Here is a 22,417-nt window from a genome sequence, read left to right on the forward strand (position 1 = left end):
GGGAAACGTTGCCGCGTTTCCCGTTTTTTATGGTTTGATAGTGCTTTCCTCCAATACGTACCTCCTTTCGTTAGGTTGCTGTTTGTAAATGAGCCCGGTAGTCAGCGAGATTCCCTCCAGCGTTTTGCGAATGTCCTCTTGCAGTTCGAGCGATCCGCGGAATGTAACTCCCGCGAGTTTCGGTTGTTTTAGTTCAATATCTACCCGGTAATACCTTGATAGCTTTTTCAGGATTTCGGCCAGTGGCGCACTGTTCAATTCCAGATAGCCGTCTTTCCAGGAAACATATTCGCGCACATCCACCTGTTGCGTCTGCAATGTTGCCCGCTCCTGGTCGAAAACGGCCCGTGTGCCCGGCGTGATCTTCGTCTTTTTCGATCCGAACAATGCCTGCCGCTGGGTGGTGAGCTCCACACTCCCTTTGGTAAGCACCGTCGCCGTGTAAGGATCATCATCATAGGCACTTACATCAAATTCGGTCCCCAGCACTTTTACCTCCATATCTTTGGTATGCACATAAAAAGGCGCGTTTTCGGCGTGGGTAACCGAGAAGTACGCCTGGCCTTCGAGGTATACCTCACGCTGGCCTTTACCGAAATGCGACGGATAAACCAGCTTGGAGCCGGAGTTCAGCCAGATACGCGTCCCGTCGGAAAGCGTCAGCACCGACCGCTTGCCGTAGGGCACGATCAATGTATTAAACTGCTGATCCCCGGCCACTTGCTGGCCTATTGTCGATGAAGAGTCAACTTGAATGAGCGCACCGTTGTCCTTATAAACGACGCTCGAATGGTCTTTCCGCAGGCTCACCGCGCGTTCATCGGCGAGAATGAGCCGGGTTTCTTCCGGTATTTCCTTCGCTTTCGCGGCCACATCCTGCATTACCCGCGCGGAATCTTCGTAGAAAACCAGGTAGCCGACGCCCGCGAGCAACAGCAACGTCACCGAAGCCGCAGCGGCGATCCAGAATGTATTAAATGATCTTTGCTTTCTCCGCGAGATGGTTTCTTCCACCTGGTTCCAGAGTGCATCCTTTTCGGTTGGGGAAAAGGCTTCGTTACGGAGGGTTGTAAACAGCAGCTTCGCCCTTTCGCCGGCCACTCTTTCCGCTTCGGTCAGATGTTCCGGCTCCGGTATCGGCTCCTGTTTGTTGCTTTTTCTTTTCATGGAAGCGCTTGTTTAAACTACAAGAGCGCAACCGGTTGCAGATATAGACTTCTAAAAGGATTTATTTTAACAAAAAATAGAAAATATTTTCTTAACAACACATTATCAGGAAGATAGCCCCAAATTCCAGCTTACCTCGCAGCTCTTTGAGGGCCCGGTACACGAATGTGCGGCACGTAGGGACGGAAATCTGCATGATCGCCGCGATTTCGTCGTAGTCGAGGTCCTGGTGGAAACGGAGGTAGAGAATCTCGCGCTGGCGATCGGGAAGCAGGTTGATCTCCACAGCCAGGTGGTGCAGGATTTCGCGCTCCTTCTCGTCGGTGATCAATTGCTGCTCTATACTGAAAGTGAATGCATTAATGGCAAGTGAATCTTCCGTATCCCAGCGGTCGAAACGCAGCATGGACGATTTCCGGTGCGCCAGGTGCAGCTTCCTGCGGAGTGATTTCAGGAGATAGAATTTCACATTGACCTCCTGTGCCAGATTTTTCCGGTAGCCGTGCAAATCGATGAACAAATCGTGAATGCAATCCTTCACCAGGTCACGGTCGGTACTGTACCGCATACCGAATGCATACAGCACGTCGGCGTACTGGTCATAAAGGTCGCTAAACGCATCTGAATCGCCGGAAATGAAGCGTAGCCAGGTATCATGGTCCGGGTCTGAATGTGTCATAACTCAAGTTCAATGCATATTTCCCGAAAACGTCTCTCCAAAAGGTTTGTCCAAAAGGGCATTAAATTTAGTGAGTATCTATTAAACTTATTAAATATCTCCTGTTTCTTCTCCCTATTTTTATACCAGAAGAATTGGTGCAGCCGGCATATTTGCCAAGTCTGAAGATACTTTTTACTTTGCATCAAAAAAGCAATCAACATGGAACCAGCACTATTGAATGAAGTCCCGTCGCTCGATTTGGCCGATTTTACATCGGGAGATGCCCGGCGAAAGCAGCAGTTTGTGGAAGACCTGGGCGCGGCATTTACCAACATCGGTTTTGTAGCCATTAAAAATCACGGGTTAAGCGACGCGCTGCGTAACGATCTTTACGAAAATGTAAAGATATTCTTCTCGCAGCCGGACGAAGTCAAAAAAAAGTATGAGTTCCCTGAGCTTTTCGGTCAGCGCGGTTACATTGCCAAAGGCAAAGAAACGGCAAAAGGTTTCAAAGTAGCCGATTTGAAGGAATTTTACCACGTAGGGCAGCCCGAGCCGATCGGCCAGATGCCTTCCAATATTTTTCCGGAAGAGCTTCCCGATTTTAAAAAATACACCCTCGAAGTGTACCATACTTTCGAAAATACGGGCAAAACGCTCCTCCGCGCCATTGCCATTTACCTGGGTCTACCTGAGGATTATTTTGAAGATAAGGTTAAAAATGGCGATAGCCTGCTGCGTGCATTGCATTACTTCCCTATTCCAAACCCCGAGCTGGTACCGGAAGGTGCGGTAAGAGCTGCGGCGCACGGCGATATCAACCTCATTACCCTGCTCATGGGTGCCAGCGCCGAAGGCCTCGAAGTACTCCGCCGCGACGGAGAGTGGATCGCTATTACCGCATTGCCCGACCAGATTGTCGTGAACGTGGGCGATATGCTCGACCGGCTGACGAACCATAAACTCAAATCGACCATTCACCGGGTGGTGAACCCGCCGCGGGAGAAAATGGGGAGCTCACGCTATTCGATCCCGTTCTTCATGCACCCCCGCGCCGACATGGACCTGACGAGCCTGGATAGTTGTGTGACAACGGAACATCCGAAGCTGTATACTAACATGACCGCCGGGGAGTTTCTCGATGAACGTTTGCGGGAACTCGGTTTAAAAAAATAAAAGCTCCTCAGCTTGTCCTATCCACCCATCCGTCGCTTTCGGTACATCATTTACCTGATGGACATCCTGCTGCTGTCGCTGACGGCATTCGGAGGACCGCAGGTACATCTGATGATGATGATCGAGCGTCTGGTGCACAAACGGCGGTATGTCACTGAGGAAGAGTTGCTTGAATTACAAGCACTTTGTTCCATCCTGCCTGGCCCCAGTTCCACGCAGACGGTCACGGCAATTGGCTTGAAAATAGGCGGGCAGCCGCTCGCCTACCTGACGTTGCTCGTATGGTCGCTGCCTGCGATGGTACTCATGACGCTCGCGGCCATCGGCATACATTACCTCGAACGGAATTCCATTTCGCTGGATTTCACACGGTTTGTGGGGCCTATGGCGGTTGCATTCCTGATGTACGGAGCTTCTTCCATTGCCAGGAAAGTCATCCACAACACCCAGGGCTGGACATTCCTCGTCATTTCTACAATCCTCGCGTACATGTACCCGTCGCCTTACATGACGCCCGTGCTAATCGTGTGCGGAGGCGTGGCTTCTTCGCTTAATTTCAAGAAGCACGAAAAGATGGAAAAGGCCCAGATCCGTATCAAATGGCGTCCTATCATCTTCTGGATTTCCGTGCTGATCGCGGCAGCTATTATCGGTAAAATCACCAATTCATTGCCTGTCAGGCTTTTCGAGAACTTCTACCGGAACGGTAGCCTGGTTTTTGGCGGCGGACAGGTGCTGATCCCTATTTTGTACAACGAATTTGTGGAGTTCAAGCATTACCTGACCGAGCAGGAGTTCCTGGCAGGCATGGCGCTCACGCAGGTGGTGCCCGGGCCTGTGTTCTCCATTGCCACGTTTGTAGGAAGTGTATCGCTGCAATCCCACGGCTGGTTCGGCCAGATCGTCGGCGGGTTTGTGGCAACCGCTGGCATCTTCCTGCCCGGCACGTTCTTCATCTTTTTTGCCTACCCTTTCTGGGACCAGCTGAAACGCTACCGTGGCATACGGGCTTCCCTGGAAGGCATCCACGCCGCCAGCTGTGGCCTCACCATCGCCGCCGCCATCTCGCTCTTTCAGCCGATGATGACGAATATGCAGCCCGTGGCTACCGTTATTGCGACGCTGGTGGTGGTTGCATTCGGGAAAGTGCCTTCGTATTTGATCATTCTGGCCGGGTTGTTGCTGGGGTTGGTGTTTTGATGGCGGATTTAGGCTGAGAAAGAAATTCATGTGTATATTTACTTGAATAGTTTTCCCAAACCCAATGACCAGACACCACCTTATCCTACTAACACTCCTTTTCCTAGCAGCATTTACTTCAAAAGCTCAAATCAGCACCCCGCCCGGCTTTTTGCAAAACAAAACCAGCACGTCCCGACAATGGGTCGATTCCGTTTTTGCGACTTTGACGCCCGACGAGCGCATTGCCCAGCTGATTATGGTCGCGGCGGTATCGGATACCAAGCGGGCATTGATTGATCCCAAAACGAGTAATCCGGCGGTAGTGGAGAAATTGATCCGCGAAAATAAAGTGGGCGGGATCGTATTTTTTCAAGGCGGGCCAATGCCACAGGCGAGATTGACGAACTATTATCAGTCGATTTCCAAGGTACCGCTTCTGGTGGCAATGGATGCGGAGTTTGGTCTGGCGATGCGGATCGATAGTACGGTCCGGTACCCGTATCAAATGACTTTGGGCGCCATTCAGGGGAATAACGACCTGATTTACGAAATGGGCGCACAACTCGCAAAACAAGCGCGGAGGCTCGGAATGCATATTAATTTTGCTCCGGTTGCCGATGTGAACAATAACCCCAATAACCCGGTTATCAGTTTCCGGTCGTTTGGGGAGAATAAATACAAAGTAGCTGAAAAGGCCGTCGCCTACATGCGGGGAATGCAGGACAATGGACTACTGACCAGCGCAAAACACTTCCCTGGCCACGGCGATACCGGCACCGATTCGCATTACGACCTTCCGTTGATATCCCATTCGGCACAACGCATTGATTCACTGGAACTTTATCCGTTCCGCGTGCTCATTAACAATGGTTTGAGCGGCATGATGATCGCGCATTTGAGCATTCCTGCACTGGACAAAACGCCTAACTTGCCCTCTACCCTATCCAAACCGATTGTAACAAACCTGCTGCGCAGCCAGCTCGGATTTGAAGGGCTGATTTACTCCGACGCGATGAATATGAAGGGGGTAACCAAATACTTCCCCGACGGCAAAGCCGATGCAATGGGCCTCGAAGCAGGCATGGATCTGCTGGAATTCACCGAGGACGTGAACAAATCCATTGCAGAGATTAAAAAGAGTATTGCCGAAGGCAGAATCACACAGGCGGAGATCGACTACCGCTGCCGCAAAGTGTTGGAAGCGAAGGCCTGGGCGGGTCTTAACCATTACAAACCGGTTGATCTGAACAATCTTTACCAAGACCTGAACCCAAAAGCCGCTGAGCTAACTAACCGCCTGCTCACTGAAAAGGCCCTTACAATACTTAAAAACGATAATAGTATCCTGCCGCTTCGGGCGCTGGATACGTTGAAAATCGCCTCCGTTTCCGTAGGAGCTGATACTGCTACGACGTTCCAGAACACATTGGGGCTTTATACGACCGTCGACCATTTTCAAATTCCCGCTAAGGCTACTGCCGATCAGATCGAGGCGGTGCGTTCGAAATTGAATGCATACAACCTGCTGCTGGTAGGCGTGCATTTGGGCAGCATTTCCCCGCGGACAAGCTATGGCCTCACCGAGCCAATGAGCGCAGTTTTGCAGGAACTGATCGCCACCAAAAAAGCGGTGGTTTCTGTTTTTGGAAATCCATATGCTTTGAACAAAATGCCGAAAACCGACGACGCGAAGGCGCTGATCATGGCTTACCAACTTACGCCCTATACGCAGGATTTGTCGGCCCAGTTGATTTTCGGCGCTATTCCGGCATCCGGCAAGCTGCCCGTGACGGTCAATGCACAATATCCTTATAATGCAGGCATCGAAACTCCGGCGCTCGGCAGATTGAAATACACCATTCCCGAAGAAGTCGGGCTGGATTCGAAGGTTATTACTTTTAAAATAGATTCCATCGCCAATGCTGCTGTAACCCAGAAGGCAACGCCGGGCTGTGTGGTGCAGCTGGCCAAAGACGGGAAGGTATTTTTCCGCAAAGCCTATGGGAAGCATACCTACGAGGGTAATCACGCGGTAAAAGTGACGGATTTGTACGACCTGGCCTCGGTAACCAAAATCACCGCTTCGACCCTCGCATTGATGAGCCTCTGGGACGAGAAAAAGTTTGATCTGGATGCGACTATGAAGGACTACCTGCCCGACTTTGAAGGTTCCAATAAAGCAGACTTGCAATGGCGCCGTGTGCTTACGCACAGCGCCCGTCTGAAAGCATTTATCGTACTTTGGAAAGAAGCACAAAAAGCCGACGGCAGCTGGAAAAGGAAAACGTTCAGCACTAAACAATCCAAAAGATACCCTACGTCGGTAGTGGGTGACAGCCTGTTTATTTACAAGAATTACGACAAAACCATTTTCAAATCGATTCGCGATTCTCCTTTGAATGAAAAGGAAGGTTATGTTTACAGCGACCTTTCATTCATCCTCTACCCACAGATTGTCAAGCGGTTAAGCGGCGAGAATTTTGAAGATTATCTTAAAAACCACTACTACCACAAACTGGGCGCCAATACGCTCACTTTCAACCCGAAACGCTTTTATAAACTGGACGACATCGTGCCTACCGAGCGCGACACGTTCTTCCGCATGACGCAGCTGCACGGCCAGGTACACGACGAAGCCGCTGCAATGCTTGGCGGATTGAGCGGCCACGCGGGGCTTTTCGGCACTTCCAATGATGTGATGAAAGTGTGGCAGATGTATTTGCAGGATGGCTATTACGGTGGCCAGCAGTTGTTGAGTAAGGATGCATTGATCGAGTTTACGCGCTACCAGTATCCTGAGGAAGGCAGCCGCCGAGGTATAGGGTTTGATAAGCCGACTTTCAAATATACCGGCAATGCTCCGCGGTATGCGAGCCCGTCGAGCTTCGGGCATACGGGCTACACCGGCATTATGACCTGGGCGGATCCTGCCTGGGGGTTGAACTACGTCTTTTTGTCGAACCGGGTGTATCCAACGCGTGAAAACAATAAAATCTCGTCGATGAACATCCGCACGTCGATCATGGATGTGGTTTACGAGCAGCTTTTAAAAAAGTAACCCCGGTTATCCGCAGCGAACCCTGAACTCGCTACCTTTGCAGTATTCACGAACAAGGCTACAACTATGTACTATCGGTTTGACAAGGAAAAAGCATCGCGACGGCCCGGAATCACGCCGTTGAAGGAGGCTATTGACCAAATGCTCGACAGGTACAAGCTCCGTAACCGATTCGACCAATCGTACGTGGTTGCACACTGGGACAAGATCATGGGTTCGGCGATTGCCACCCGTACCAAGAAAGTGTACATCAAAGACGGCACCCTTTTCCTGCAAATCGAATCCGCGCCGCTACGCAACGAACTTTTCCGCGCAAAAAGCAAAATCATCGAACTCATCAACCGGGAAATGGGTAGTGCGTTGGTGCAGGATGTGGTTTTTGTTTAGCATTGCTTATTACTCTAAATGAATCCAATCCAATTTCCTGCATTTCTGAAACCCGGTGACCGCATTGGGGTTTTGGCTCCTGCCAGCATTGTGAAATATGAAGATGTTCTTCCCGGCATTAAGTTGTTTACCGAACAATGGGGCCTGGAAGTGGTCGAGGGGAAAACGCTGAGAACTTCATTTAACCAGTTTTCGGCTTCCGATGAAGACCGGCTGACGGATATGCAGCAAATGTTAGATGATCCTTCCATTAAGGCCATCATTGCCGCCCGCGGAGGGTACGGTTGTTCACGGATTGTGGATAGCCTTAATTTCGATACGTTCCTCCAAACCCCGAAATGGATTGTCGGTTTCAGCGACCTGACGGCCTTTCTTTCGCGAACTTTCCAGCTAGGCTTTGCGAGCATTCATGCGCCGATGGCCAAAACCATTACTTGCGCCGGCGCAGAACTGGCAGGGGAATCGCTCAGACAGATGCTTTTCGGCGAAATGCCCGCCTATGAGATACCCGCCCATCCCTTGAACCGCTCCGGCCACGCAACTGCCCAGGTGGTAGGCGGAAATCTGTGCCTGCTTGCGCATATGATCGGCTCCGACACAGAGACGGATACGGATGGCAAAATACTCTTTATCGAGGATATCAATGAATATCTGTACAATCTCGACCGGATGATGATTCAGCTCAAACGGTCGGGCAAGCTGGCGAAACTGGCGGGACTCGTCGTAGGGCAGTTTACAGACATGAAAGACAACAACAGCCCGACTTTCGGAAAGGATTCCTACCAAATAATCGAAGAGCATGTGGCGGCGTTCGGTTATCCTGTATGCTACGATTTCCCCGTTGGCCACGTCGGCGACAACCGCGCGATGGGCGTGGGTATGGAGGCTGCGTTGTGCGTCGATGGCGATGGCGTGCAACTCCGTTTTCTATCAAATTCCGCAGCTGTTTAGCTAAGAGATATGACAAATTTCAAGGACAAGGTCGTGTGGATCACGGGGGCGTCGTCGGGTATCGGCGAGGCATTGGCAATGGCTTTTGCCAAAGAAGGTGCGAAGCTCGTATTAACGGCCCGCCGCCGCGAGGAATTGGAGCGGGTGAAACAGCTGACTGCATTACCTAATGCGGACGTATTGGTATTGCCTTTAGATGTCACCCAATTCGATCAGGCCGGGCCTGCCGCCGCGCAGGTAGTAGCCCATTTCGGACGCATTGATATAATGGTGCACAATGCGGGCGTCAGCCAGCGTTCGTATATAGACGACACTGACCTGGAAGTTTACCAGAGCCTGATGAATGTCAACTTTTTCAGCACGGTAGCGCTTACAAAAGCAGTATTACCGCACATGATCGCCCGGCAATCCGGCCACTTCATTGTCATGAGCAGCGTTGCAGGAAAGATCGGCACGATTATGCGTTCTGGTTACAATGCGGCCAAACACGCCTTACATGGCTTTTACGACTCGCTGCGCGCTGAGGGTTATAAGCATAACATCAAAGTCACGACCATTTGCCCCGGCTATATCCGCACAAATATTTCCTTAAATGCATTGAATGCCTCGGGGGACAAATTCGGTAAAATGGATAGTAACCAGGCCAAGGGCATACCCGCCGATGTTTGCGCCGAAAAAATATTGGATGCCGTCAGGAAGGATAAAAAGGAAATCTATATCGGTGGTTTTAAAGAGGTTGCAGCCATTTACCTCAAAAGGTTCTTCCCGAACCTGCTGTTTGACCAGGTCAGGAAGAACATTCCGGAATAGCCATAATGGCTATTCCATAGCTGCTATTTTCCCTTCGCTTTTTCGAGATAATCGGTAGCCAGGCGGGCGATGGAGCGCACGCCGAGCACGAGGCTGCCTTCGTCCACGTAAAAGTCGGGCGTGTGGTGTGGTGCGGCTTCCGCTACGCTTTTACCTTTTGGCATACCTCCCAAAAAGAAGAAAAAACCGGGTACTTTCTGCTGGTAAAAGGCGAAATCTTCGGCCCCGGTTTTAACAGGAATTACATTTACATTCTCTTTTCCCGCCACATTTTCCAGTGTCCCGATCATTTTGGCGGTCAACGCTTCGTTGTTGACTGTTACCGGGTACATCACATCGATATCAACCGACGCAGTAGCTCCGGCGCTTTCCGCTATGTTGGTTGAAATCTCGTGGAGGCGCTTGTGCACATAAGAATGCATTTCTTCATCAAAGGTCCGGATGGTACCGATCATTTTGACGGATTCCGGGATAATATTCTGTCGCACGCCGCCATGTATTGCCCCTATGGTCACCACGGCGGGTGCTTGCGTGAGGTTCAGGTTACGGCTCACGATGGTCTGCAATGCAGTCACGATCTGCGAAGATGTCACGATCGGATCAACGCCCGACCACGGATAGGCACCGTGCGTTTGTTTTCCTTTTACGTCAATACTGAAAAAATCCACCGCAGCCATCGTCGCGCCGGAGCGGTAGGAAATCTTACCGACTTCAATCTGCGAATCGATGTGTAGCCCGAAAATCGCATCGACCTTCGGATTCTCGAGTACTCCTTCCTTCACCATTAGTTCAGCTCCTCCCTCCTCACCTTCCGGCGCTCCTTCTTCGGCCGGTTGGAATATGAATTTGATAGTCCCGGGAAGTTCGTTCTTCATAGACGCCAGCACTTCGGCCACGCCCATCAGAATCGCAATGTGCGTATCGTGCCCACAAGCGTGCATAACACCCGTAGTCTGACCTTTGTATTCGGTCGTCACTGTCGATTTGAACGGAATATCCACCCGCTCCGCTACCGGCAGACCGTCCATGTCCGCCCGCAAGGCAACGACCGGACCTGGTTTCCCGCCTTTCAGGATTCCTACCACGCCCGTATGCGCAACGCCAGTTGTCACTTCGATCCCCAACCGTTTCAGGTGGTTGGCAACCTTCTCAGCCGTTTTGAATTCCCTATTGCCCAATTCGGGATTCTGATGAAAATCGCGCCGCCATTCCACCAGCTTCTTTTCCAATGCCGGTGCTTTCTGATCGATCGATTTTGCTAATGGTGATTGTGCGTAACCTGACTGTCCGACCGCAACCGCGATCAGGACCGCTGCCGACATCCGGCAGAACTTGTTTGAAATCTTGCTCGTAAAAGGAGTTGTCATAGGAAGTTGTTAAAGGACCAGATTTTCAAGATCGGAAAGAAATGCTATGGTTCCAAAATAAAAAAGGCCTTATCCGCAGTGGATAAGGCCTTGAATATGCAAATGCTTGAAATCAATGCTCGTCTTCGCGGAAACCGGTACGACGGTAGCCGGCATATTCATACTGCTCTCCCGGCACTTCCTTGAACTCAAATTTCACATAGATGGAGTCCGTTTTGTTGCCTCCGGGAGTGGTTGCCGCTCCTTTGATGATTTTACCTTCCAGAATCGACACCGCGCTAGCGCCTGTGTTGAGGTTGGGCAGATCTGTGGATGCATTAAAAGTCATACCAGCGAGGCTAACCTTCGATATCACTTTGATCGGCGGATAGTCGTAAGGTTCCAGCAAACCGTGGTCATCCACAATGAGGTCTGTTTCATTATTTTCAGCGGTGTTGGCTGTTGTAACCAGGTGGTAGCCGATGCCCTGGTCTTCACCGGCTGCATACAACTGTACCCACCATTCGCCTGCCATTGCTTGCAGCTTAGTGCCTTCGAGAGCCGGTTCGCTGCCAAGATCGCAGGAAGTCATTGCGAACACCAATAGTATCAGAGAATACTTTATATATTTCATAACGTCAATTTTATTGTTTTACAAAAGTGCGAAGCGCTGTACCAAAGCCCGGGTTGATTACAACCCAACTGTAAGACACCCCTTCTTTGATCGTTGCATTGGTACATTCGAATGCATTACCGGGTGTCAGCTGGTAAGGAACGCCAAGTTTGCCTTTATCGAAATAATAAAAGAAAACAGCATCGCCGGGAGACGGAACCGCCACACCACCGACGTTATCCGCCTTATAGAGGTTGTCAGCTACTTTTGTCACTTTGGAAACACCCAGAGCTCCCGCATTACGTTTGTATGAACCTGTGATGTCAACACCCCAGGCGGCGCTCGAAATTACCCCTACATAGCGGTATTCGGTAGACGAGTATCCGTCCTTATTCACCGCATCGTATTGAATCGTATAAACGCCCGGTGTTTTTGTATCCACCGTTCCGGTCACTTTCACCTCGATGTCCTTATCACCCTCCTTGGCGCCGGCACCCGGGTCCGTAAAGGCGGCACCTGCTTTTACCACATTCCACTGCTCACCTTTCAAAGTGATAATGGGGTAGTAAGTAATCGTCGAAATGCCTTCCGTCACCTTATCCTCCTCGCACGAAAATGCTGCAAACAAGGTCAAGGCTGTTAATATAAGTTTTAGTCCTTTTTTCATAATATCAGTTATCAATGACCTTCAATTATTTCATCCACCAAACCTTGGCCGTAACCGGTACTGCCGCAGGCGCGTTTATATTACCATCACGTGAGGTGGACGTGTATGGAACACGTTTGGGCAATGCATTGCCAACGACAGATTTCGCTGCAACAGTCCATTGTCCGGGAACGTAGCTCGCATTGGTAGTAGCAACCGGCGATTTTTCAGGATAGCCAGTACGCGCCTGATCCCAGAACGACTCATATCCCTGACGGAACATGGCAACCCATTTTTGGTAAATGATCGCTTTCAGTTTGGCCTCCATATTGCCGGTCGACGGGTACTCGTAAACTCCGCCTTTTGCGATCTTTTTGGCGTCGAACGCAATATTGAATTTCGCATATGCCGCCGTTACCGCCTTGTCATAGAACTCTTTCGCCTTGGCGTCGTTCCCGATGCGGAGGTAGGACTCGGAGAGCATGAAATAGACCTCATCAATACTAAAAAAGTAGAATGGGTCGGTTGCGGTCATTTTTGCTACGCTGGGCGTGTTGGGTCCAATCGCTGTATTAAGGAAATCACCTTGTTCGAGGCCGGATTGACCGGTGGTGCCGGGTGTAAAGTAAGCTGCGAGCCTGGCATCGTCTCCGTTTGCCTGCAAATAAGTCTGGAGCGTCCGGCTCAAACGCAGGTTGGTTCCTGTATTCAGCTGGCGTACGTTGTTCTCGTACAATGGATTGCTGCGGTTCGGTTCGTCTACAAACTTGGTAACCGCCGCATCATCTTCCAGTAATGGCGTATTCGCGTCAAGCATTGCTTTGATAGCTGCGACAGCCTGAGTTGCATTCGGGCTCGCGGTTTGGCGGAGATACATTTTCAGCTTCAATGTGTTCACGAAACGTTTCCACTGGTCAATCTGATTGGCTGCGCTTAAACCTCCGTACACGAGGTCGGACGACACCGCAGTTGATTTGCCATTGTTAAAATCAAGTGCCAGGGCAGCGTCGAGCCTTTTCAGCAATTCCGCGTACACGGCAGGACCGTCGTCATACTTCGGTGCTTTGATTGTTTCAACCTGTAATGCCTCAATCAGCGGAATTTTGTCAAACCAGTCGGCCAGCATCTGAAAGCCATAAGTTTGCACGGCCACCGCTTGCAATACCATGTTGTTGTTACCGGTTGCAGTTGCCTTGATCTTCACATCTTCGAAGTCGTTCAGACCACCTGCGTACAATTCTGTCCATGCGATATTGTAGTCCGACGGTTGGAGATCGTAAGAATCGATGCCACGGTACTGAGAGCTCGCATTGGACTGCGTCCAGTGCTGTGACCAAAGTCCGCCGATGATCGCAAAATCGCCTCCAACGACACCAAGAACCGAGGCCTGCGCTGCGGGCAGCACAAATTCGGGCGCTACGTTCGTCGGGTTATTGGGATCTTCGTTTACGTCCAGCCAGTCGTTGCAGGAGCCCAGTGAAAGCGCCGCAAGAAGCAGGACACTATTTTTTATAATACCTTTCATTTGAATCCTAATTAGAATGATAGATTTAACTGAACGCCGTACGTTGCGGTAGAAGGGCCGGCAGAGAATTCACCATACAGGTTTTTCAGGCTGGTTCCGAACGTATTGGCTTCCGGGTCTACGACGTGGTTAGCCTTTGGCGTCCACAAAACGAGGTTGCGACCGAAAATACCCACCGATGCACCCCTTACCGGCAGCTTTTCCAGCGACTTCTTAGGCACGGTGTATGTGAGCGACACGTTTCTTAGTTTGAAGAAAGTTTTCGGCAACACGTGGTTATATTCGTTAGCTGATGTCGATCCACCGTAGTAAGTGAACACATCGGCACGAGATACAGGAACAGTGTTTGTCGCATAAGTATTATCTCCGGTTTTGATCACCGAACCCGGCACAACAAACGGCTCGCGGTCGTTGTATTGAGACAAATATGAGTTACCGTTGAAGTAGTTCAAACGAGCGGTGTAGGAGTAAAACACCCCTCCGTTACGATAGTCGCCGTTCGCGCTGAACTTGAAACCTTTGTAGTCCAGGTAGGTTGAGATACCCAAAGTATAGTTCGGGTTGACAGAACCTCTGTAAGTTTCTTCCGAGCTCACCAGCGGCAAACCCGTTGTTTCGTTTACGATCGTATTTCCGTTCGGGTCACGCTGTACATCAGGAGAATAGATGGCGCCCAGCGGCTTGCCTACCACCGCACGCAGCTTCACGTTGTAGCTGCTGTTCAGGAGGATGTTTCCTGATCCGCCTTCCAGACCCAGTGATTCTACTTCGTTCCAAATCTTGTTGTAGTTTACTGTAACGCCCCATTCGAATTTCTCAGCGCGTATCGGGATCAGGTTCAATGCCAATTCAACCCCTTTGTTCCTTACGCTACCCAGGTTGACCGTCTGCGTCGTAGCACCGGTTGCCGGTTCGAGGGCGAGGCTAATGATCTGGTTTTTGGTCAGCTTGTTGTAATAACTCAGGTCAAGGCCAACGCGTTTTCCGAAGAAACCCAACTCAAGACCTCCTTCGTATTCGGTCGAGATCTCAGGTTTCAGATTCTGGTTTCCGAGGTTATTTGACACTTCATAAGCATTCAAACCACCGAATGGGAAGTTGATGTTACCAAAGCCACCCGCACGCGTAGAGCCCGGCACATATACAGAATAGACCTGATAAGGATCAGCATCGTTACCCGCAGATGCGGCCGCGAAACGTACTTTCACGAAAGGAATTTCTGCCGGCAGTTTGAACACGTCGGACAATACGGCGCTGATGCTCGCGCTCGGATAGAAGTATGAGTTTTTGCCTTTTGGCAGCGTGCTCGTCCAGTCGTTACGCGCACCTACTGTGAGGTACAACCAGTTGTCGAAACCGAATGTGGCCTGCCCATAGATACCTACCAGACGGCGCTTACTTGATGTAGCGAAAGTAGTAGGCGTCACAGAGCTATTCGAGAGGCTGTAAAACCCAGGAAGATCGAGGTTGGTCACCTTCGCAAAGTTGGTTAGTGCGGTTCTTTCATTGAGGTTGTGCCCAAAGAATGCCTGCACGTCAAAACGGGATCCGAAATTGTGTTTGAAATTAAAGATCAGATCGCTGTTGAACTGGCGGTTTTGTTTTGCCAATTGCGAAACACTACCGAAAACGTCATTGGCAGTACTGTTTGGCGTGCCGTCAGCGATTTTTCCAACATTACCCCAGTCTTTCTGGAATGCGTCGGAATAGTCACCACCCACTCTGAATCTCACATCCAGACTTTTCAGCAACTGATAACCAAATTCGATGTTACCGAAAATACGGTCCTCATCATAGTTGTTACCCTGATTGTACAATGTCCAGTAAGGGTTCTGAGCGTATGGGGTGAAATAGTTATCCAACGTCATGAACTTGTAGTACGGGCTGCTAGGATCCAGCAGCGCTTTTGAATCGACGATCGAGTGGTCGCGCGGGATCTGGATGATCTCCTGCCATACTACTTTACCTCCGCCCGCATCGTCGCCCTGGCCGGTTGCTACCGCCTTCTGGTTTTTGTGAACGTAGTTGATATTGGAGTTTACAAAGAACTTATCCAGTTTCAAACCACCATTCAGGCTCAATGTGTTACGCTTGTACGAGTCAGCATTGGTAGGAACGATCCCGTCAGCCGTTGCATTGGAATATGCTACACGGTAATTGGCGGTTTCGGTGCCGCCCGAAACGGCAATGCTGTTGTTCCACTCATAACCTTTGTCGAAGAAATCTTTCAGGTTGTCTTCCTGTGCCGAGAAAGGTTTCAGCATTTGTGAATTGTCCACAACATTACCCCAAAGGCGTGTCTTGCCATCGAGTTTGGGGCCCCACGAACCGTTTTCGATGCGGTCGAACAAGCCACTCCATCCCTGGCCATAAGTATTTTGCAGGTGGGGAACGCGCAGGATTTGGGATTGTGCGAATGATGACGAAATATCCACCTGCGTTTTACCCGACTTACCTCTTTTGGTAGTAATCAGGATCGCACCGTTGGCTGCGCGGCTACCATACAATGCGGATGCCGAGATACCTTTCAATACGGTAATGCTTTCAATCTCATTAGGGTTGATATCGTTCATCTGGTTACCGAAGTCCATCGAACGGTTGAAGTCATCGTTGCTGTTTTGCGCGTTGGTCGATGAAGTATTACCGCGGTTGTTCATCGGCACACCGTCGATGACGAATAGCGGCTGGTTGTTACCGGTCACAGAGTTGAAACCACGGATGTTAAGTACGGTCGACGCGCCCGGTGCTCCCGAAGCGGTGTTGACCGAAAGACCGGGCACGCGGGCGTTAAGGGCGTCGAGCGGGCTGGTGTTACGGGCTTCTGTGATAGATGTGTTGGTAATCGTGGCGGTACTATAACCGAGTGATTTACGCTCACGCGAAATACCGAGCGCGGTTACGACCACTTCTCCCAGTTGCTGGGCATCGGCTGCCAATGTTACGTTGATCGTCGATTTCGAACCTACCGCAATACTTTGGCTCAGGTAACCTACAAATGAGAACACGAGTGTTCCGGAAGAAGGGACTGAAATGGTGTACTTACCGTCGATATCACTGGTGATACCTCTGGTTGTACCTTTTAGGGTAATGTTCACACCGGGTAGCACGCTTCCGTCATCGGCGGTTACAACTCCCGATACTTGTTTATCCTGGGCAAATGCCTGCCAACCAGGAATTAACAAGCACCCTAAGAATAGAAACAGTAGAGTCTTTCTCATACAAAGGATTTAAAGTTTGTTTAAATAGGACATTAATTGCGTCAAGGTTACAAAAATAATCGTTGTTTCAATCAATTACAATGCCGTACAAATCAATGTCCAGAATATAATTTGGCATAAATCAACTTTCATTGTCAGTTTGTTAGCGCGAAGCAGCAAAATGCTTCTATAAACGTATTTGTTAGAACTTCACGTTTTCCGCCACATTCGCAATCAAAATCGCAACACGCTTCCCCTTTCCTTAGATGAATTTCAAACAATTCAAATATTTGCTAAAAGCGGCTTACCTCTGTGGGTGCAGTTTTTGGTCTAAAATAAGCCGCTTTTTGGACCAAAAAAATTTATATTAATGTACAAACAATATTAAAAAAATCCAAATATTTATCAAAAATTCCTCGATAGGCGGGCATTCTTTATCTTCAAAATTTTTAACCGCCGCTTTATTTAGATTCATTCTTTCAAAATGCCGCGTATACAGGTACCGTACTTCACATGCCCGTATTTACACCGTCCGGTATGTTTGGTGCCTATAAATGTAAAATCCTCAAAAAAAGGCACGCTCAGTTAACAATTAGTTAAAATCAAGCCCATTTTTGAAAAATTCGCATATTTAAAAAAATTGCAAAAATTTACCACAAATGCATATAAAATTCTCCATTTAACCCCCTATAACCAAACTAAATTTTGATATTTCGCAAACAAATGGTTGTAATGGTTAAACTAATAGTTATTTTTGCAACAGTATGTTTACATAACAAACCTAACTTTAAGACTAATTTATGAGGAAGACTTTATGCTCCTTATTGGGGTGTTTGCTGCTATTAGTGACGCAGCTTCATGCCCAGGATCTCGCCGTGACCGGCAAGGTCACCGCAGACGACGGCTCGATACTTCCGGGCGTCAACATTTCTTTGAAAGGTACTACTCGCGGTACCACCACCGACACCCAGGGCCAGTACACGATTTCCACTACTACCGGGGCTACGCTTGTTTTCAGTTTTATCGGTTTTCAAACACAGGAAGTGATTGTTGGAAACCAGTCGGCCATCAACGTAACGCTAAAAAATGATGTCAGCCAGCTTCAAGAAGTGGTGGTAACCGCCCTTGGACAAGAGCGTAAAAGAAACGAGCTCGTGTACGCGGCCCAGCAGATCAACAACGAACAGATCGTACAGGCGCGTAACCCGAACGTAATGAATTCGCTCGCGGGTAAAATCGCTGGTCTTGATATCAAAACCAACAACAACATGGGTGGATCGACCAGCGCGATCATCCGTGGTTACAAATCCATTACAGGCAACAACCAGGCATTGTGGGTAATCGACGGTGTGCCTGTGTCGAACGCCAATACCAACTCGTCCGACCAGCAGACAGGTCGCGCCGGAACCGACTACGGTAATGCGGCTTCCGATATCAACCCAGACAACATTGCATCCATCAACGTCCTGAAAGGCGCTGCTGCAACCGCACTTTACGGTTCACGTGCTTCAAACGGTGTGATTTTGGTAACTACCAAACAAGGTCGCAAAAACAGCTTCGACGTAACAGTGAACAGCGGTGTTACCTGGGGTAAGATCGACAAGAGCACTTATGTGAAATACCAGAATGAATATGGCGCAGGTTATGGCGGCGATGGTTCAAAAAACCAGTTCTACCGGGGTAACCTGGGTTCAGGTGAAGGCGATATCGCTGTTTTTGACGCGGATGCCTCTTTCGGGCCCAAATTTGATCCGAGCAGAATGGTGTATCAATGGGATGCATTTGATCCTTCCTCCCCGACTTTCGGTAAAATGACCCCGTGGGTTGCTGCTAAGAACGGTCCGGCCGCATTCTTTGAAACGGCGGTAACCTCCAACCAAAGCATCAGCATCCTCGGTGGCGGTGAAAACACGACATTTAAAGTAGGTTATACCCGCAGCGACGAAAAAGGTGTTCTGCCTAACAGTAAACTCGGCAAGAACCTTTTCAATTTCTCGGCTTCTTTTGACCTGACCAAGAAACTGACCATCTCAGCCAACGCAAACTACTCGCAGGTAAAAGGTATAGGACGTTACGGAACCGGTTATGATGGCAAAAACCCCAACCAGCAATTCAGACAGTGGTTCCAGACCAACGTGGACCTGCTTGAGCAGAAAGCCGCCTATTTCAGAAACAGACAGGATGTGACCTGGAACTGGGGCAGCCCTACCAAGCCCTTCGATCAGAACGGCCCTATCTACTCAGAGAACCCGTATTTCTCCCGTTACGAGAACTTCTCGAACGATTCGCGTGACAACATCTTCGGTTACGCCGCTGCGGTTTACAAAATCGCCCCATGGGTTGACCTCACCACCCGCTTTGCTTACAACGGCACGCAGGATATGCAGGAAGAGCGCATTGCATTCGGCAGCTCGGACCCTGCTCAATATAAACGCTACAACAGAAGCTTCAACGAGACTAACCTCGATGTGATCTTCAACTTCCGCAAAGCGATCACGAAGGATATCAACTTCTCCGGTTTGGCGGGGGGAAGCATGCGCCGCTCGACTGAAAGTGCAATCCGTGCACAAACTAACGGCGGTATGGTCGTACCAGGTCTGTTCTCCCTTTCGAACTCGATTAACCCGATCGAAGCACCGACCGAAACTTACAGGAGAATCGGGGTGGATGGTCTTTATGCGCAGGCATCATTTGGTTACAAAGACCTTGTAAACCTCGACCTGACCGCAAGACAGGACAAATCGACCACGTTGGTCAAAGGGGAAAATACGTACTTCTACCCTGCGATTGGCGCCAACTTCAACATCTCGAACCTCGAAGGATTGAAAAGACTTGGCTGGCTGACCATGGCGAAACTGAGCGCCAACTACGCAGAAGTAGGTAACGATGCGCCATGGGGAAGCACCATCGACGTGTACGACAAGCCAACCGGGCTAGGCAGCATCCCTTACTTCACGCTGAGAAACACAAAAAACAATCGGGAACTGAAACCGGAAAGGACCAAAAACTATGAATTCGGTCTTGAAAGTGCATTCCTGAACGACCGCGTAGGTTTCAACTTCACTTATTACCGTTCGTCCACGCTCGATCAGATACTTCCTGTATCCATCACCGCTGCAACCGGCTATGCATTCCGTTACGTAAACTCGGGTGAAGTACAGAACAAGGGTATTGAGATCTCTGCTTATGTAACGCCCATTAAAGTGCAGAACTTCTCGTGGACATTGAATCTGAACTTTGCAAGAAACCGTAACAAGGTGATCAGCCTGTACGGCAAAGGCGACCAGGAAGTAACCAATGTTACAATCGCCAGCCTTCAGGGTGGCGTTTCTATCAACGCGGCAAAAGGACAACCCTTCGGTATCATTCGCGGGACAGATTTCATGTATCATGAAGGAACAGGCGAGAAAATCGTTAAATCTAACGGTATCTATGCGGCTACTTCCGCCTCCGATAAAATCATCGGTAACCCGAACCCAGACTGGATCGCGGGTGTAAGCAACACATTGAAATACAAAACATTGTCACTGAGCTTCCTGCTCGACATCCGTCATGGCGGCGACATATGGTCGCTTGACCAGTGGTATGGCGAAGGAACCGGTCTTTACCCGATTACGGCAGGCTTGAATGAGCTGGGAAATCCTAAAAGATCGCCTGTTGCACAAGGCGGTGGTGTATTGTTCCCGGGTGTACAAGCCGACGGAACGAAAAACACCGTACGTGCTGCGAACGTTGACGGAAACGGCGCCACGGCATATGGTTACCCTGGCAACCCGCCAAGAGCGATGTACATCTATGACGCGAGCTACATCAAACTCAGAGAGGTTGCCCTTACTTACGCGCTTCCTCAGGAGATCGTAAGCAAACTGCGCGCATTCAAGTCGATCGACATCTCGTTAATCGGACGTAACCTTTGGATCCTTCACAAAAACATGGAATTCCAGGATCCGGAAGAAGGTCTGGGTTCCGGCTTGCTGAATGGTGCAGGCGGTTACCAAAGCGGTGCTTACCCGGCTGTAAGAAACTATGGTTTCAATGTTAAATTCCGTTTCTAAGCGATATGAAAAAATTAATCATTCTTTTCCTTCCGTTCCTGTTGCTGACGGCTTGCGTCGACAGCCTGGACGATTATAATGTGGATACCAAGCGCCCGTCGACGGCACCGCCTGTTACCCTGTTCTCCAATGCATTGAAAGGCCTGGCCGATACGTTGACCAGCCCGAACGTCAATGTAAACAACTATCGTTTATACACCCAGCAATGGACGACCACCACTTACCTGGACGAACCCCGGTACAACGTTACTGCACGTATCATTCCGGAGTCATTCTGGCGAGGACTGTACAAGGGTGTTATCTCAGATTTGAATGAATCGAGAAGACTGATCAACGCGGATGCGCTCATGACGCAAGCTACCAAGGATGTGCAGCTTGCGCAGATCGAAGTGGTAGAGGTTATGACCTGGGCTGCATTGGTTAACACCTTTGGTAATATCCCGTATTCGGAATCAATGAATCCGGAAAACCCGCTTCCTAAGTATGATGACGCCAAAACTGTGTACGACGCGATCCTGGCCCGTCTGGACGCTGCGCTTCCAAAGCTCGAATCGAAAGGAACACCGTTCGGCGGCGGCGATTTGCTTTACAAGGGCAATATCCCACAATGGGTTAAGTTCGGTAACTCGCTCAAACTCAAACTGGCGATGATCATCGCCGACAGCGACCCCGACAAGGCGAAAAAAATGGTAGCAGAAGCAGCCCCGAAAGTATTTACCAGCAACTCGGACAAAGCGGCCTTCCCATACATTTCGACGCCCCCGAACTACAACCCGATCGCGCAAAACCTGAATGCGCTCTACACCAGCCGTCAGGATTTTATTCCTTCGGCAACGATCGTCACTCCGATGAACGACCTGAACGACCCGAGAAGGCCTTTCTTCTTCACGACGCTTGAAGGCAAATATGTGGGTGGCCAATACGGTTTCCTCAACACCTATTCGAGCTTCTCGCATATCAGCGACAAAGTCATCGATCCGGCTTTCGAAGGGCTACTGCTCGACTACTCCGAAGTTGAATTCCTGCTTGCAGAAGCTGTGGAAAGAGGTTTCATCACCGGTTCGGCTGCTGATCACTATAATAAGGCGGTAACTGCATCTATCACTTATTGGGGTGGAACCGCCGCAGAAGCGACTGCTTACCTGGCACAGCCGAAAGTTGCCTATGCAACAGCGGAAGGAAACTGGAAACAGAAAATCGGCTACCAGAAATGGTTCGCCCTTTACAACAGAGGCTGGGAATCGTGGGTTGAATGGAGAAGACTTGACTTCCCCAAACTTTCCCCTCCCTCGGGCGGAAACGTTCCGGCCGGCCTGGCGATCCCTGTACGTATGATCTACCCGATCATCGAACAGACCCTCAATGGCGCTAACCGCAGCTCTGCGGCAGATGCTATCGGCGGCGACCTTGCTACTACCAAATTATGGTGGGACAAATTCTGACGGCTATTTATTGTATAAACACGAACGGCGGGCCTAGGTCCGCCGTTCGTGTTTATAGCCTAATGCAAGCCTCTATGTTATAGTATACCGATTAAAAATCCAGACATACCGCTTGCTGAATAAATGCTGGGGATGCCCGATTGATGGTTGTAATTCGGAGTCATAAGGTTTTTTGAAAACCCTTCATTACAAAACCTAACT

Annotated in this window: 15 protein-coding genes; 8 read left to right on the top strand and 7 right to left on the bottom strand. The window is 49.8% G+C overall.

The features are described 5' to 3' along the window. Positions 1 to 27: 27 nt before the first annotated feature. Positions 28 to 1,167, bottom strand: coding sequence for a FecR family protein (locus tag IEY24_RS21830; RefSeq protein ID WP_188936007.1), 1,140 nt, complete (start codon positions 1,165 to 1,167; stop codon positions 28 to 30). A 91-nt stretch (positions 1,168 to 1,258) separates the two neighbouring features. Next, positions 1,259 to 1,846, bottom strand: coding sequence for an RNA polymerase sigma factor (locus tag IEY24_RS21835; RefSeq protein ID WP_188936009.1), 588 nt, complete (start codon positions 1,844 to 1,846; stop codon positions 1,259 to 1,261). Between the two features lie 201 nt (positions 1,847 to 2,047). Here IEY24_RS21835 and IEY24_RS21840 point away from each other — a divergent pair, with 201 nt between their 5' ends. The 6 genes from IEY24_RS21840 (at position 2,048) to IEY24_RS21865 (ending at position 9,392) form a co-directional block, all read left to right on the top strand. Next, positions 2,048 to 3,004: an isopenicillin N synthase family dioxygenase gene (locus IEY24_RS21840; RefSeq protein WP_188936011.1), complete on the top strand. Its 957-nt coding sequence runs from the start codon at positions 2,048 to 2,050 to the stop codon at positions 3,002 to 3,004. Positions 3,005 to 3,061: 57 nt separating this feature from the next. After that, complete coding sequence (chrA, locus tag IEY24_RS21845; protein ID WP_188937334.1) at positions 3,062 to 4,204, top strand: chromate efflux transporter; 1,143 nt, start codon at positions 3,062 to 3,064, stop codon at positions 4,202 to 4,204. Between the two features lie 64 nt (positions 4,205 to 4,268). After that, positions 4,269 to 7,244 (top strand): serine hydrolase domain-containing protein, encoded by a 2,976-nt coding sequence (locus IEY24_RS21850; RefSeq protein WP_188936013.1) that lies wholly within the window; start codon positions 4,269 to 4,271, stop codon positions 7,242 to 7,244. Between the two features lie 66 nt (positions 7,245 to 7,310). Then, on the top strand, positions 7,311 to 7,631 hold the full coding sequence (locus tag IEY24_RS21855; RefSeq protein ID WP_188936015.1) for a DciA family protein: 321 nt from the start codon (positions 7,311 to 7,313) through the stop codon (positions 7,629 to 7,631). Between the two features lie 18 nt (positions 7,632 to 7,649). Beyond that, positions 7,650 to 8,582, top strand: coding sequence for a S66 peptidase family protein (locus IEY24_RS21860; RefSeq protein ID WP_188936017.1), 933 nt, complete (start codon positions 7,650 to 7,652; stop codon positions 8,580 to 8,582). 9 nt (positions 8,583 to 8,591) lie between these two features. Further along, positions 8,592 to 9,392, top strand: a complete 801-nt coding sequence (locus IEY24_RS21865) for an SDR family oxidoreductase (RefSeq protein ID WP_188936019.1) — start codon at positions 8,592 to 8,594, stop codon at positions 9,390 to 9,392. A gap of 23 nt (positions 9,393 to 9,415) precedes the next feature. Here the strand turns inward: IEY24_RS21865 and IEY24_RS21870 are convergent, their stop codons facing one another. From IEY24_RS21870 to IEY24_RS21890, 5 genes are all read right to left on the bottom strand, one after another. Continuing rightward, positions 9,416 to 10,759 carry an amidohydrolase gene (locus tag IEY24_RS21870; RefSeq protein WP_438821077.1) on the bottom strand — a complete coding sequence of 448 codons (1,344 nt, stop codon included), beginning with the start codon at positions 10,757 to 10,759 and terminating at the stop codon, positions 9,416 to 9,418. A gap of 112 nt (positions 10,760 to 10,871) precedes the next feature. Beyond that, on the bottom strand, positions 10,872 to 11,372 hold the full coding sequence (locus IEY24_RS21875; protein WP_188936021.1) for a lipid-binding protein: 501 nt from the start codon (positions 11,370 to 11,372) through the stop codon (positions 10,872 to 10,874). A 10-nt stretch (positions 11,373 to 11,382) separates the two neighbouring features. Further along, positions 11,383 to 12,018, bottom strand: a complete 636-nt coding sequence (locus IEY24_RS21880; RefSeq protein WP_188936023.1) for a DUF5011 domain-containing protein — start codon at positions 12,016 to 12,018, stop codon at positions 11,383 to 11,385. Positions 12,019 to 12,043: 25 nt separating this feature from the next. Next, entirely contained in the window at positions 12,044 to 13,522 is a 1,479-nt protein-coding gene (locus IEY24_RS21885; protein WP_188936025.1) for a SusD/RagB family nutrient-binding outer membrane lipoprotein, read from the bottom strand. 11 nt (positions 13,523 to 13,533) lie between these two features. Then, a complete protein-coding gene (locus tag IEY24_RS21890) occupies positions 13,534 to 16,740 on the bottom strand; it encodes a SusC/RagA family TonB-linked outer membrane protein (protein WP_188936026.1) in 3,207 nt (1,068 codons plus the stop codon). Positions 16,741 to 17,519: 779 nt separating this feature from the next. Here IEY24_RS21890 and IEY24_RS21895 point away from each other — a divergent pair. Beyond that, entirely contained in the window at positions 17,520 to 20,774 is a 3,255-nt protein-coding gene (locus IEY24_RS21895; RefSeq protein WP_188936028.1) for a SusC/RagA family TonB-linked outer membrane protein, read from the top strand. A 5-nt stretch (positions 20,775 to 20,779) separates the two neighbouring features. After that, on the top strand, positions 20,780 to 22,216 hold the full coding sequence (locus tag IEY24_RS21900) for a SusD/RagB family nutrient-binding outer membrane lipoprotein (protein WP_188936030.1): 1,437 nt from the start codon (positions 20,780 to 20,782) through the stop codon (positions 22,214 to 22,216). The last annotated feature ends 201 nt before the right edge of the window (positions 22,217 to 22,417 follow it).

Source organism: Dyadobacter endophyticus (genome assembly GCF_014641595.1).
Taxonomy (GTDB): domain Bacteria; phylum Bacteroidota; class Bacteroidia; order Cytophagales; family Spirosomataceae; genus Dyadobacter; species Dyadobacter endophyticus.